This is a genomic window from Polaromonas sp. YR568 (genome assembly GCF_943372955.1).
Lineage (GTDB): Bacteria > Pseudomonadota > Gammaproteobacteria > Burkholderiales > Burkholderiaceae_C > Polaromonas.
The window spans coordinates 592,954-605,134 of record NZ_CALSAL010000002.1 but is presented as its reverse complement, the minus strand read 5'-3'; the positions used below and the strand labels follow the sequence as shown (position 1 = coordinate 605,134).

General features: G+C 62.3%; 12 protein-coding genes. 7 read left to right on the top strand and 5 right to left on the bottom strand.

The annotated features are described in order from the left end of the window. Positions 1 to 127: 127 nt before the first annotated feature. From yaaA to queF, 5 genes are all read left to right on the top strand, one after another. On the top strand, positions 128 to 904 hold the full coding sequence (gene yaaA, locus AAG793_RS08785) for a peroxide stress protein YaaA (RefSeq protein ID WP_341906826.1): 777 nt from the start codon (positions 128 to 130) through the stop codon (positions 902 to 904). Positions 905 to 1,014: 110 nt separating this feature from the next. Then, positions 1,015 to 1,923 (top strand): 2OG-Fe(II) oxygenase, encoded by a 909-nt coding sequence (locus tag AAG793_RS08780; protein ID WP_341906823.1) that lies wholly within the window; start codon positions 1,015 to 1,017, stop codon positions 1,921 to 1,923. 141 nt (positions 1,924 to 2,064) lie between these two features. Next, entirely contained in the window at positions 2,065 to 2,988 is a 924-nt protein-coding gene (locus tag AAG793_RS08775) for an alpha/beta fold hydrolase (RefSeq protein WP_341906820.1), read from the top strand. Between the two features lie 292 nt (positions 2,989 to 3,280). Next, complete coding sequence (locus AAG793_RS08770; protein WP_341906817.1) at positions 3,281 to 4,666, top strand: ATP-binding protein; 1,386 nt, start codon at positions 3,281 to 3,283, stop codon at positions 4,664 to 4,666. 60 nt (positions 4,667 to 4,726) lie between these two features. Continuing rightward, complete coding sequence (gene queF / locus AAG793_RS08765) at positions 4,727 to 5,572, top strand: NADPH-dependent 7-cyano-7-deazaguanine reductase QueF (RefSeq protein ID WP_341906814.1); 846 nt, start codon at positions 4,727 to 4,729, stop codon at positions 5,570 to 5,572. A gap of 45 nt (positions 5,573 to 5,617) precedes the next feature. Here queF and AAG793_RS08760 read toward each other — a convergent pair whose 3' ends face one another. Genes AAG793_RS08760 through AAG793_RS08750 form a run of 3 tightly spaced genes read right to left on the bottom strand, consistent with a single transcriptional unit; the run spans position 5,618 to position 7,753 of the window. After that, a complete protein-coding gene (locus tag AAG793_RS08760) occupies positions 5,618 to 6,286 on the bottom strand; it encodes a plastocyanin (protein WP_341906811.1) in 669 nt (222 codons plus the stop codon). 52 nt (positions 6,287 to 6,338) lie between these two features. Beyond that, positions 6,339 to 6,797 carry a group 1 truncated hemoglobin gene (locus AAG793_RS08755; RefSeq protein WP_341906808.1) on the bottom strand — a complete coding sequence of 153 codons (459 nt, stop codon included), beginning with the start codon at positions 6,795 to 6,797 and terminating at the stop codon, positions 6,339 to 6,341. A gap of 35 nt (positions 6,798 to 6,832) precedes the next feature. Continuing rightward, a complete protein-coding gene (locus AAG793_RS08750; RefSeq protein ID WP_341906806.1) occupies positions 6,833 to 7,753 on the bottom strand; it encodes a DUF3034 family protein in 921 nt (306 codons plus the stop codon). A gap of 231 nt (positions 7,754 to 7,984) precedes the next feature. Here AAG793_RS08750 and AAG793_RS08745 point away from each other — a divergent pair, with 231 nt between their 5' ends. Next, the gene (locus AAG793_RS08745; protein WP_341906803.1) at positions 7,985 to 8,473 is read left to right on the top strand and encodes a c-type cytochrome; all 489 of its coding nucleotides are present in this window, start codon (positions 7,985 to 7,987) and stop codon (positions 8,471 to 8,473) included. A 28-nt stretch (positions 8,474 to 8,501) separates the two neighbouring features. On the opposite strand, the gene AAG793_RS08740 is transcribed toward AAG793_RS08745, so the two are convergent. Next, positions 8,502 to 9,701: a DNA polymerase IV gene (locus AAG793_RS08740; protein ID WP_341907680.1), complete on the bottom strand. Its 1,200-nt coding sequence runs from the start codon at positions 9,699 to 9,701 to the stop codon at positions 8,502 to 8,504. A gap of 252 nt (positions 9,702 to 9,953) precedes the next feature. Here AAG793_RS08740 and AAG793_RS08735 point away from each other — a divergent pair, with 252 nt between their 5' ends. Then, positions 9,954 to 10,856: a cytochrome c gene (locus AAG793_RS08735; RefSeq protein ID WP_341906800.1), complete on the top strand. Its 903-nt coding sequence runs from the start codon at positions 9,954 to 9,956 to the stop codon at positions 10,854 to 10,856. Positions 10,857 to 10,881: 25 nt separating this feature from the next. On the opposite strand, the gene AAG793_RS08730 is transcribed toward AAG793_RS08735, so the two are convergent. Further along, entirely contained in the window at positions 10,882 to 12,030 is a 1,149-nt protein-coding gene (locus tag AAG793_RS08730) for an alpha-hydroxy acid oxidase (protein ID WP_341906797.1), read from the bottom strand. Positions 12,031 to 12,181 lie beyond the last annotated feature (151 nt).

Below are 12,181 nucleotides of genomic sequence, written 5' to 3'. Positions count from 1 at the left end.
ATCGCCACGCACGTCAAAGCCGGGCCCGGCGTGTTTCTTGCGGGGTTTTGGCCAGCGGCTTGCCGCGCGCCGCGCTGGCCTGTCGTAAAGTCAGAGCTCATCTGTTTGTCCCACCCCGCCCCAGACCATGCTCTTTCTGCTTTCCCCTGCCAAATCACTCGACTACGACACGCCTGCCCATGTGGCGGCGCATACCCAGCCGCTTTTTACGAAGCAGTCGGCCCAGCTGATTGACGAGCTCAAAACCCGCTCGCCGCAGCAGATCAGCACGCTGATGAAGCTGTCTGACGCGCTGGCGGGGCTGAACGTGGCGCGCTACCAGGCCTGGTCGCCCAAGTTCACCGCCAAAAACTCCAAGCAGGCGGTGCTGGCCTTCAACGGCGATGTGTACGAAGGCCTGAACGCCACGACCCTCAGCGAGGCGCAGCTCGAATGGGCGCAGCAGCATGTGTGCATCCTCAGTGGCTTGTATGGCGTGTTGCGACCGCTGGATCGCATGCAGCCTTATCGGCTGGAGATGGGCACCTCGCTGCCAGTGGGCGCGCACAAGAATCTGTACCAGTTCTGGGGCGCGCAGGTTTCGCAGTATCTCAATGCACGCGCGGCGGCCGATGCCTCGCCGGTGATCGTCAACCTCGCGAGCGAGGAGTATTTCAAGGTGGTGGACCGCAAGGCGCTCAAGCCGCGCGTGGTGCACTGCGCGTTTGAAGACTTCAAGGGCGGCAAGTACAAGATCATCAGCTTCAACGCCAAGCGCGCCCGCGGGCTGATGGCGCGCTACGCCATCGAGAAAAAAATCGGCACGGTGAAAAAGCTGGAAAGCTTCAACGCCGAGGGCTACCGCTTTGACGCGGGCGCGTCCGAGCCCGACCGGCTGGTGTTCCGGCGCAGGCTGGCCGACTGATCCACCGGCCGGTCCATCAACGGGTGGCGGGGCGACGGTGAGGGGCTGACAGGCCGGCAGGCCCTTGCGCATAATGGTCGGGTAGCGCCCCAGCCACCGACAGTCCGCCCATGAGCCCCACCCGCCCCAAGCTCCAGCCCGTCACGCCCGAGGCGCGGGCTTGGGCTGCCGACGCGCTGGCCCAGGGCGATTCGCGCACCACCATCTTTCACGCACTGCGCCAGGCGGGTTGGCAGCCGCTTGCAGCGTGTCAGGTGCTGGGGCTGTCGCCTGAAGAGCAGCAGGCGCTGAACCTGCCGCGCACCGAGCCCGACTGGCCGCCCGCCGTGCCGGTGCCTCAAATCGAAGCCTCACCAGCGCCGGCCGAAGCGGGCGCAGACACGCTGATCAACGCCGGTGACAAGTGGGTCAAGGCGCGCCGCCTGCAGGCGCACGCGCTGTATTCCGAAGCGCCGCAGGTGTGGGTGTTTGACAACCTGCTCTCAGCCCCCGAATGCGCAGCGTTGATGGAAGCCGCCAGCCCGCGGCTGGCCCGCTCGCTCACCGTGGACACCCGCACCGGCGGCGAGGAACTCAACCCCGAGCGCACCAGCGACGGCATGTTTTTCGGCAGGGGCGAGACGCCTTTGATTGCGCGGCTAGAAGCACGCATCGCCGCGCTGCTGCGCTGGCCGGTACAGAACGGCGAAGGCCTGCAGGTGCTGCGCTACCGACCCGGCGCGGAATACAAACCACATTACGACTACTTTGACCCGTGCGAGCCGGGCACACCCGCCATCCTGCGGCGCGGCGGCCAGCGCGTGGCCAGCCTCATCATGTACCTGCAGGAGCCCGAGGCGGGCGGTGGCACCATCTTCCCCGACCTCGGCTTGCGCGTGGTGCCCCGGCAGGGCAGTGCGGTGTTTTTCAGCTACCCGCAGGCGCACCCTGTCAGTTGCACCCTGCACGGCGGCGAGCCGGTGACGGCGGGTGAGAAGTGGATTGCGACGAAGTGGTTGCGTGAAAAAGAATTCAACTAACACCCCCGTCCAGGCTCACTGCGTGTAGCCCGTTCCCCCCTCTAGGGGGCGACGCCAGCGGCCTGGCGGAGCCAGTTCCGCGGCGCCTGCTGGTGAAAACTACGCCCGCGCTGATTTGACGGCGGTGCACATAATCGGTCCATGAAAATCAAAAGCAACGGAATCGACATCGAAGTCGAAGACAGCGGCGCAGCGCCGCATGCCGACGGCTCACCCCGGCCAGTGGTGTTGCTCATCATGGGCCTGGGCATGCAGCTGATTGCCTGGCCGCCCGAACTGGTGATGGCCCTGGTGGGGGCGGGCTACCGTGTGGTGCGCTTCGATAACCGCGACGCGGGCCTCAGCACCCGCATGGAGGCGCTGGGCTCGCCCAATCTGGTGTGGGAAGGCCTCAAGCACCGCATGGGCTGGCGCATTCGCCCGCCCTACAGCATCACCGACATGGCGGCCGACACGGTGGGAGTGATGGATGCGCTGCAGATAGCGTGTGCCCATGTGGTCGGCCTCAGCATGGGCGGCATGATCGCCCAGCGCGTGGCGCTTCAGGCCCCGGCCCGCGTACTGAGCCTGACCAGCATCATGAGCTCCAGCGGCGCCCGGGGCCTGCCTGAAGCCCAACCCGCCGTGCTGCGCGCCATGCTCAGCCGGCCGGCCGACAAAAGCATGCAGGCCGCGATTGAGCACACCGTCAAGCTCTTCAAGGCCATCGGCAGCCCCGGCTTTCCGATGAACGAGGCCGAACTGCGCGCCCGCGTCGCAACCGCCGCAGAGCGAAGCCTTTACCCCAAAGGCATTGCCCGCCAGATGCTGGCCGTGGTGGCCGACACCTCACGTGCGCAGGCGCTCGCCCGCATCACCGCCCCCACGCTTGTCGTGCATGGCCGCACCGACCCACTGGTGCCTTTTGCATGCGGCGAAGACACCGCCCGCCGCATTCCCGGTGCGCGCCTCGAGGGCATTGAGGGAATGGGCCACGACCTGCCGCCAGGCGTGGTGGAGCGGCTGGTGCCGATGCTGGTGGGGCATTTTCGTGGGGTGGAGAGTGATAGGGCTACTCGGCAATAAACACGCGGTTAGTTTCGGTGTTTGTTGTTGGGCTGGTCGCTTTCTTCTGAGAAAGCTGTGCTATTTGGGTCTATCGTGCTTGTGGATGGCCTGCAAAGCGGACGCTGAGATTTTGTGGGATTCGCGATACCTGATGTCGTACTCAGCTACATGTGGCAAGCTCTTAGGTTAAAAATCACTGTTAGATTGATGGCGGGGTTTTATCTGGCAGCTAGCCATGTTTCTCGGAGTTCTTCTGAATACATCAAAGTACCGTGAACCGGCTGAATTACTTTGACTCGGAAAGGGTGGCATGAGTAGAGCGCAAGAGCTAGTTGATCGTCCAGGCGAGAGTCTTTCTGTTGAATTGAAGCAATGGATCGACCCAGACTCTCCCGAGGGGATTGCGAAAATTGCGCGGTCCACCTTGGCCCTTCGTAATTTCGGTGGAGGGTATCTTGTTATCGGGTTCGTAGATGACACCCTTGAACCAGATACAACCAACGTACCCTCGGATGTTCGTAGCGCGTTTCATATCGACAAAATTCAAGGGCTTGTTTCCCGCTACGCGTCTGAACCTTTCGAAATCGCTGTATCGTTCCCGTCCCGTCGAGAGCAGCTATATCCGGTAATTGAGATTCCTTCGGGAGTTAAAACACCCGTAGCAGCAAAAGCCGACCTTATCCATAACGGTCATAAGTTGATAGCAGCAGATGACGTGTACGTAAGAACTCTTAGGTCAAACAACACACCGAGCACCTCAAAGGCCGGATGGAAGGATTGGCCGAAGGTTGTGGAGGTGTGTTTTGACAATCGCGAGGCGGATATTGGTCGATTTTTCCGTCGTCATATCAGCGGCGTAGGTTCGACTTCGCTGCAGGAGTTGTTGGCGGAACTCATGCAACGTAGCGAGCCATTGCCAACAGCAGAAGATTTCTCTAAGGAGTTACTCCAGCAAGGTGAAGCTAGATTTCTCGCCGCGTTAGCTCAGCGAAAGATCAATCTTCCGCAACATGGTGCGTGGGAGGTGGCGCTGGTAGTAAGCGGGGCTATCGGTGAGTACGGAGCGAATCGGGACTTTCTTAACCTCTTGGACTCGACCAATCCTGGCTATACGGGGTGGCCAGTCTGGCTTGATAGCCGGAGCTTTTCCGATAGTCAATCCCGCCCCTACGTTCTCGATGGAGGATGGGAGGCACTTATCGTCAGCTTGGACTCAGGCTGGTCGAATCACATCGATTTTGAGAGATTTGATCCCAAGGGTCGGTTCTATCTTCGGCGTGCACTCCAAGACGATATTTCAGGCACTAAGCACGCCCCGACTCCAATGATTGCAATGGACTTTGCCTTACAAGTTCTTAGAGTTGCAGAGGCTCTTGCGGTTGGGACCGCGTTCGCTAAGGCTATGTCGACTGATCCAGAAAAGACAGTTGCGACGTTCTCCATACGCTGGACCCGCCTGAAAGATAGGCAGCTGGATTCTTGGGCTAACCCAGAGCGATATGTCTCGCCGGGTCGCAGAGCACATCAGGATGAGGTCGTATCGACGATTACGATTCCAGCTGATATCGCAACATCGAGCTTAGATGTTTATGTGTCAAAAGCACTTGCTCCACTGTTTGAGGTATTTGATGGATTTGTTCTTGGACAAGCCGTTTATGAAGATCTGACCAAGCGTCTAATTGAAAGAAGGCTCTAGCCGAGGAGTGCTGTACACCTGACCTACGAAAATCCTTGGCAAGTTACCGACACTACCCCCATGAACACCCCCGACCAATCGCAACTGGGCAAGGCCTCGACCTATCTGGACCAGTACGACGCCTCGCTGCTGTTTCCCATCCCCCGTGCCGACAAGCGCGCCGAGATTGGTGTCGGCAGCGCCCCGCCGTTTTTTGGTGCCGATATGTGGACAGCATTCGAGCTGAGCTGGCTCACGCCGCGTGGCAAGCCGCAGGTGGCGCTGGCGCATTTCACGGTGCCTTGCGAAACGCCCAACATCATTGAGAGCAAGTCATTCAAGCTCTACCTCAACAGCTTCAACAACACCCGCTTTGCCGAGGCGGCTGAGGTGCAGGCGCGCTTGCGGACCGACCTGAGCGAGGCCGCGTGGCGTGGCTCGGGGCAGGTGGCCACGATCGGTGTGCGCTTGCTGTTGCCGGAGTTGTTTGACCGCGAGCCGGTGCATGAGCTGGACGGCCTGAGCCTGGACCGGCTCGACATTGAATGCACCCGCTACACACCAGCCCCCGAGCTGTTGACGGCGGCGTTTGACGAGCAGCCAGTGACCGAGGTGCTGACCAGCAACCTACTCAAAAGCAACTGCCTGGTGACGGGCCAGCCTGACTGGGGCAGTGTGCAGATCCGCTACAGCGGCCCGCAGATTGAGCAGGGTGGCCTGCTGCAGTACCTGGTGAGCTTTCGCAACCACAACGAGTTCCATGAGCAGTGCGTGGAGCGTATCTTCATGGACGTGTGGCGGCAGTGCAAACCGACGCAGCTCAGCGTGTATGCGCGCTACACGCGTCGAGGCGGGCTGGACATCAACCCCTTTCGCACCAGCCACCCGCAGGGCCTGCCGCCGAATGTGCGCATGGCGCGGCAGTGACCTGCATGGCGATGGCGGAAGGCTGAGCGGTCAGCCCAAATGCTCTCAGTTGCGCCGACGGCGCGGCGTCACGGTGAGCTGCATCACCTGCTTGGCCAGTGTGGCACCCACGGTGACTTGCGCCGGTGCGATGTCGATCAACTGTTCGGGCTGCCAGACCTTGACCTGAGCTGCACCGTCGGGCAGGTCTTCAAAAATGGCCAGGCCTTCAGCCGAGGTTTTGGTGGCCCAAGGGGAGTCACTGGCATAAACATAGCCACGCATGGAGCCGTGAAAGTGGCAACCGAGCAGGGTGGCACCGATCACACCCGCCTTGTTGAGCGTGATGTCCATGGACTTGGCAGGTTTGCCTTCGGACTTGCCTTCCAGTCGCAGCTCAAACCCCGAGTTGGTGGCGTTGAACTGACCCATGCCGGCGGGTGATGAGCGGACATGGTGATCCCATGGGTCGTTGTTCACAAAGGTGACTCGCGCACCGGTGTTGACCAGCGTCACGGCGGGCATGAACTGCATCTTTTCCTGATTGACCGTAGCCTGCATCGGCAACGGCGCCTTGGGCTGGGCTGCCTTGTTGGTGGGAATCACCACCACCACGGCATCGGGCACGGGCTTGCCGTCCTTGTCGAGCACGGACACCACGAGGTTGCCAGCTTGCGCGGTGGTGCAGAGCACTGCAAGGCTTGCCAGCACGGTGGCGGTGAGGTTGTTTTTCATGGTGTCCAGTTCGGGTCAGGAGAAGTCAGGTTGAAACAGGGGTGGCTGCAGCTTATTTTGCTGCATCTTCCTTCGGCGTGATGATGTCGCGGTGCATGGGCGCCAGCAGGGCCAGCATTTCGTTCTGCTTGCGGAACGGAATGCCCTTGGCGTCCATGCTCTGCTGCAGCACCTCGACCAGCGCATGGAAGTCCGATTTCTTGATGTCCAGGTTGGCGTGCGAGCTCTTCATGTCGGCGCCCTTGTACACACAGGGGCCGCCGCCCAGTGCGCAGAGCTGATCGACCAGTTGTTCTTTCACACGCTGCTGGTTGGATGGTTTGAAATGCGGGCCGGTGCGTGGGTCGGCCAGAAGGCGAACCATGAAGTCGTCCATCAACGAAACCAGGCCAGCTTTCTCGCCAAAGGCCTTATAGAGCTGGTCGTCTTTTGGAGCCATCTGGGCAGAAGCCACCCCGGAGGCCAACACGCCAGCGGCGACGAGAACGAGAGTGAGCAATGCTTTTTTCATGTCATGTCCTTGAAGAATGATGAGATGGATGTGGTTCAGAACGCGACTTGTGCAGAGACGTAGTAACCCGTCTGCTTGCGGTTACCCGAAGTGGCCGGCACGATCACACCGAGGTCCACATAGGCCAATGTGAGCGAGACGTTCTTGTTCGGCGCCCAGGCGATGAAGATGTCCTTCCAGTCTTCGGCGCGCAAGCCGTTGCCCAGCCCGGCGCCGCGGCCGGCAGTCTCCAGCTTGTTGCGCATGAAGCGGTATTCGGCGCCTATGGCCACGTTCTTGCTGAGCAGGTAAGCGATGGAAAACTCGGGCTGCAGCGAGTATTTGTTTTCGTTGCCACCCAGCGTGGCGCCAAAGCCGAGCAGGCCGTTCTGGTTGGCCTTGGTGGCGCGCAGCGTGCCGTTGAGCAGCAGGCTTTGACCCAACAACAGCTTGGTGGCGCTGACGTAGAAGTCGGTACCGCTGCGCTTGGCGCCCAGCGTGTTGAGGGTGCCGTCCAGGCCGGTGGAGCCCAGTTGCTTGTGCTGAAAGCCCACCGCAATCTGCGGCATCAGGTTGTCGCTGTCGAGCACCGCATCGCCAAACACGCGGACCTTGCCGCCGATGATGGTCTGCTTCAGGTGCAGTCCGGGCAGGTTGAGTGCGCGGCCGGTGTCACGGGTGTTGAAGTCCTGCTGGGCGATGGATAACTCGAAGCGGTCGTTGATGCCGATGGCTGCGCCGTAGACATTCAGACCGTAGTCGCGGGTGCCCACGTTGCTGAAGAATGCGGAGCCGCCGATCTCGTCATCGGTGGCGTTGGTGCCAATCACTGCCCACGGCGTGATACCGCCACCGGCTGCGCCTTCAATGGTGCTGACGCCGCCTGTGAGCAGCAGTTTGCCGGTATCGGCCTGGGCGCTGAGGCAGATGAGAGCCGTCGCGGCAGCAACAGCGGTGATGGAAAGTGGGCGGGTCATGGTTGTCTCCAGGCAAAGAAAAGACCAGTGTTGTAAGTAAATGCGTGCTTGGGATACGGGCGGGAACGCGGTCTGGATTCAGCCGGTTGTGAAATTCGTGCAGACAATCGGCAAATCACACAAAGATTCGGTATTTCGAATCCGGAGGGCGGGCTTCTGCGTACCTGTTTGAATACGTTGTCACGCCAGCAGCCGATCTGGCCTTTCGGGGGGAAACCGTTGTTGATTCGTTTGTTTCATCATTTAGTCCGCCTGCCAGCAGATGGCGCAGCGGGTCGCCCATCTCATTGCTCATGGGCGCTCAGCCTGCTGGGCTATACCGGTGTGTGTTTGATGGTGGCGGTGTTGGCGGGAGCCTCACCTGCGTTTGCCCAGACCACCTCAGCTGTACCGGCTGCCCGGCAGTGGGTCACCCCGCCGCCGGGTGATGTGGTTCGGGGCCAGGCCCTGTACCAGGCCCAGTGCACGGCTTGCCATAACGTCGACAGCAACAAGATCGGCCCCGCCCACCGCGGCGTGATGGGGCGGCGCGTCGGCAGCTTGCCGGGCTACAAGTATTCAGACGAGCTGGCTGCATCGCGGCTGCGCTGGACGCCGCAGACGCTGAATGTCTGGCTGGCCGACCCTGAGGATCTGGTGCCGGGGCAGCGCATGGGCTTTCAGGTCGATGACCTGCAGCAGCGGGCCGACCTGATTGCTTTTTTGGCCACCTTGCGCTGAAGCGCGCCCTTAAAGACGATCAGAACGATCAGAACAGCTGGTCGGTGGTGATATCGCCGGCAGACTCGGCTGGCTCTGCGATTGCGCGCGCTGCCTTGTCACTTGGTGCAGGTTGCTCACCGGCGCGCACCAGCGTCCCTGCGCGCACCCCCAGCAGGCGCAGCTTGCGCTGCAGTGGCACGCGCTTGAGGCACTGGCCCGCCAGTTGCCGGATGGTGTGTGCGTCGGCGGTGTAGTCAGGCGCCGTGTGGTCGCGGGTAGCGATCTTGAAGTCGTCATAGCGCAGCTTGATGCCGATGGTGCGGGCCACATAGCCTTTGCGCTGCAGGTCGTCGGCCAGGCGCGTGCACAGGTCGGTGAAGATGGCGCCGAGCGCGGCCTTGTCGCGCACCGCGTGCAGATCGCGGTCGAAGGTGGTCTCGCGGCTGATGCTGACCGGCTCGCTCTCGGTCACCACCGGGCTGTCGTCGCGGCCCCAGGCGGCAGCGTGCATCCACGCGCCGGTGGCACGGCCGAAGTTGTCGACCAGCCAGCCCGGGTCTTGCGCGGCCAGCTCGCCGATGGTGTGGATATGCAGGCGCTTGAGCTTTTCGTCGGCCTTGGGACCAATGCCATTGATTTTGCGACAGGCCAGCGGCCAGATTTTGGTCTGCAGATCTTCCGGCTGGACGATGGAAATACCGTTGGGCTTGTTGAACTCGCTGGCCATCTTGGCCAGCAGCTTGTTGGGTGCCACGCCAATCGAGCAAGTGAGCCCCGTCTTGTCGAAGATGGCCTTCTGGATCAGCCGCGCCAGCACGCGCCCGCCTTCGCGCTGGCCGCCGGGCACATCGGTGAAGTCGATGTAGACCTCGTCCACGCCGCGGTCCTGCATCACGGGGGCGATTTCGGTGATGGTGCTCTTGAATAGGCGCGAGAACCTACGCACTTCTTCAAAATCCACCGGGAGCACGATGGCCTGCGGGCAGAGCTTGGCCGCTTTCATCATGCCCATGGCCGAGCCCACGCCAAACTGCCGTGCGGCATAGGTGGCGGTGGTGATCACGCCGCGGCCCACGTAGTCCTTGAGCAGCGGGAAGTCGGCCACCGGAATGAAGCGCAGCTCGCGCTCGCCCTGGCGGGCCAGCAGTTCCTCATCCACCCGCCGCTTGCCGCCACCGATGACGACCGGCAGGCCTTTGAGCTGCGGGTAGCGCAGCAGCTCCACAGACGCATAGAAAGCGTCCATGTCGAGGTGTGCGATGCGGCGCGGGCGCGGGGTGGGCACGGGTTCAAAAGGGGAGTCGCTCACTCTTCAAGGATAGCGCGGGCCTGCACCAACCAGCGGCGCCCATGGGAACTATTCACGCCAGGCAGGGCTGCGCCTTACGGGAAATTGAGGATGTCGCTGCGACAGGGCGCCACCTAGAATTTTGAAAGGGCAGACAAGCACAGCGATGAACGCGACAGGCGTGGCGACAGACGAGGACAGGATCGGGCTATGAAGGGTTGGGTGAAGTGGTCTTTGGGTGGCGTGGGTCTCGCGATCCTGCTGGCTGCAGGTGCGGTGGTGGTGGGGCTGGAGCTGGCAGACGACAAGATGCAGCGGCAGGTCAAGGTCGACGTGCTGCCGGTGGCCATTGCGGCCGACGCCACCACGCTGCCGCGTGGCAAATACCTGTACGACTCCCGCGGCTGCGTGGACTGCCATGGTGCCAATGGCGCCGGGCGCGAGTTCATCAACGACGGCAAGGGCATGCGCGTGGCCGGCCCCAATATCTCGCCCGGCGCTGGCAATGTGGTGCTGCGCTACACCCCGGAAGACTGGGTGCGCACGCTGCGCCATGGTGTCAAACCTGACGGCCGGCCAGTGCTCATCATGCCCAGCGAGGACTACAACCGCCTGACTGACGAAGATCTGGGGGCGCTGGTGGCCCATGTGAAAGCCCTGCCGCCCGCGAGCGGCCCGGCTGCCGTGCTGGAGTTGCCGCTGCCCGTTCGGGTGCTCTACGGTTTTGGGGCCATCCGCGATGCTGCGCAGAAGATTGACCACCAGCTTCCACCCGCCAAGGCGGTGGCTGAAGGCGTGAACCCGGCGCACGGGGCTTATGTGGCCAATATGTGCATTGGTTGCCATGGCGCGGGTTTGTCGGGCGGCAAGATTCCCGGTGCGCCGCCTGACTGGGCGGCCGCCTCCAACCTCACACCCGGCGAAGGCAGTGTGATGGCGCGCTACCCCGATGCGGCGGTGTTTGTGGCCATGCTGCGCAGCGGCAAGCGACCCGACGGCACGGCCATCAGCGTGATGCCTTTTGAGTCGCTGCGCGCGCTCAACGATGTGGACGCGCAGGCTCTGTACGTGTTCCTGAAGACGGTACCTGCCCGCGCGGCTGGCCAGCACTGAGCGCTGGCTTGCCGAGGTCAGTGCGTCAGAACGTGCCTGGCAACAGGATGCCTTTGTCCACCGTGTTGATGTTGGTGTGGCCGCAGAAGGCCATGGTGAGGTCCAGCTCGCGGTGGATGATCTGCAGCGCCTTGGTCACGCCTTCCTCGCCCATCGCGCCCAGCCCGTAGAGGAATGAGCGGCCAATGTAGGTGCCCTTGGCGCCGAGTGCCCGCGCCTTGAGCACGTCCTGGCCGGAGCGGATGCCGCCGTCCATGTGCACTTCAATCTGCGAACCCACTGCCGCCACGATCTCTGGCAGGACCGAGATCGACGAGGGCGCGCCGTCGAGCTGGCGGCCACCGTGGTTGGAAACAATCAGCGCGTCGGCACCGGAGTTGACACCCAGCCGCGCGTCTTCCACGTCCTGAATGCCCTTGAGGATCAGTTTGCCGCCCCAGCGTTTCTTGATCCACTCCACATCGCCCCAGTTCAGGCCCGGGTCGAACTGCTTGGACGTCCACTCCGACAGCGAACCCATGTTCTCCACGCCCTTGACGTGGCCGACGATGTTGCCAAACTGCCGGCGCGGCGTACCCAGCATGCCCAGGCACCAGCGCGGCTTGGTCATCAGGTTGATCATGTTGGCCACCGTCAGCTTGGGCGGGGCGCTCAGGCCGTTCTTCAGGTCCTTGTGGCGCTGGCCGAGGATTTGCAGGTCCAGCGTGAGCACCAGCGCCGAACAGTTGGCGGCCTTGGCGCGGTCGATCAGGCTTTCGATGAAGGCGCGGTCCTTCATCACGTAGAGCTGGAACCAGAACGGGTGACCGTCGGTGCCCTTGGACACGTCCTCAATCGAGCAGATGCTCATGGTCGAGAGCGTGAAGGGAATGCCGAATTTCTTCGCTGCCCGCGCGCCAAGGATTTCGCCGTCGGCGTGTTGCATGCCGGTGAGGCCGGTGGGCGCAATCGCCACCGGCATGGCGACCTTCTGGCCAATCATCTCGGTGGCGGTGCTGCGGTTTTCCATGTTCACCGCCACACGCTGGCGCAGCTTGATCTTCTGGAAATCGCTTTCGTTGGCCCGGTAGGTGCCTTCGGTCCACGAGCCGGAATCGGCGTAGTCGTAGAACATGCGCGGAACGCGCTTTTGCGCCAGAACGCGCAGGTCTTCGATATTGGTGATGACGGTCATGCAGTGTGTCTCCTGAGCGCCTGATCGTAGTCAGTTTGGGCAGGGCAGGTGTGAAATAAATTGGGCGTGATGAAAATAATCTCATGCACCGCATGCCCGGGCCGGGCCGGGCCGGGCCGGGCTGGGCGAGGCGGGCCGCCGCTGCCAACCG

Bases quoted from the DNA above. Each gene is read 5' to 3' on its own strand.
- yaaA (WP_341906826.1), top strand. From the start codon at position 128: ATGCTCTTTCTGCTTTCCCCTGCCAAATCACTCGACTACGACACGCCT.
- AAG793_RS08780 (WP_341906823.1), top strand. From the start codon at position 1,015: ATGAGCCCCACCCGCCCCAAGCTCCAGCCCGTCACGCCCGAGGCGCGG.
- AAG793_RS08775 (WP_341906820.1), top strand. From the start codon at position 2,065: ATGAAAATCAAAAGCAACGGAATCGACATCGAAGTCGAAGACAGCGGC.
- AAG793_RS08770 (WP_341906817.1), top strand. From the start codon at position 3,281: ATGAGTAGAGCGCAAGAGCTAGTTGATCGTCCAGGCGAGAGTCTTTCT.
- queF (WP_341906814.1), top strand. From the start codon at position 4,727: ATGAACACCCCCGACCAATCGCAACTGGGCAAGGCCTCGACCTATCTG.
- AAG793_RS08760 (WP_341906811.1), bottom strand. From the start codon at position 6,286: ATGAAAAACAACCTCACCGCCACCGTGCTGGCAAGCCTTGCAGTGCTC.
- AAG793_RS08755 (WP_341906808.1), bottom strand. From the start codon at position 6,797: ATGAAAAAAGCATTGCTCACTCTCGTTCTCGTCGCCGCTGGCGTGTTG.
- AAG793_RS08750 (WP_341906806.1), bottom strand. From the start codon at position 7,753: ATGACCCGCCCACTTTCCATCACCGCTGTTGCTGCCGCGACGGCTCTC.
- AAG793_RS08740 (WP_341907680.1), bottom strand. From the start codon at position 9,701: ATGGACGCTTTCTATGCGTCTGTGGAGCTGCTGCGCTACCCGCAGCTC.
- AAG793_RS08735 (WP_341906800.1), top strand. From the start codon at position 9,954: ATGAAGGGTTGGGTGAAGTGGTCTTTGGGTGGCGTGGGTCTCGCGATC.
- AAG793_RS08730 (WP_341906797.1), bottom strand. From the start codon at position 12,030: ATGACCGTCATCACCAATATCGAAGACCTGCGCGTTCTGGCGCAAAAG.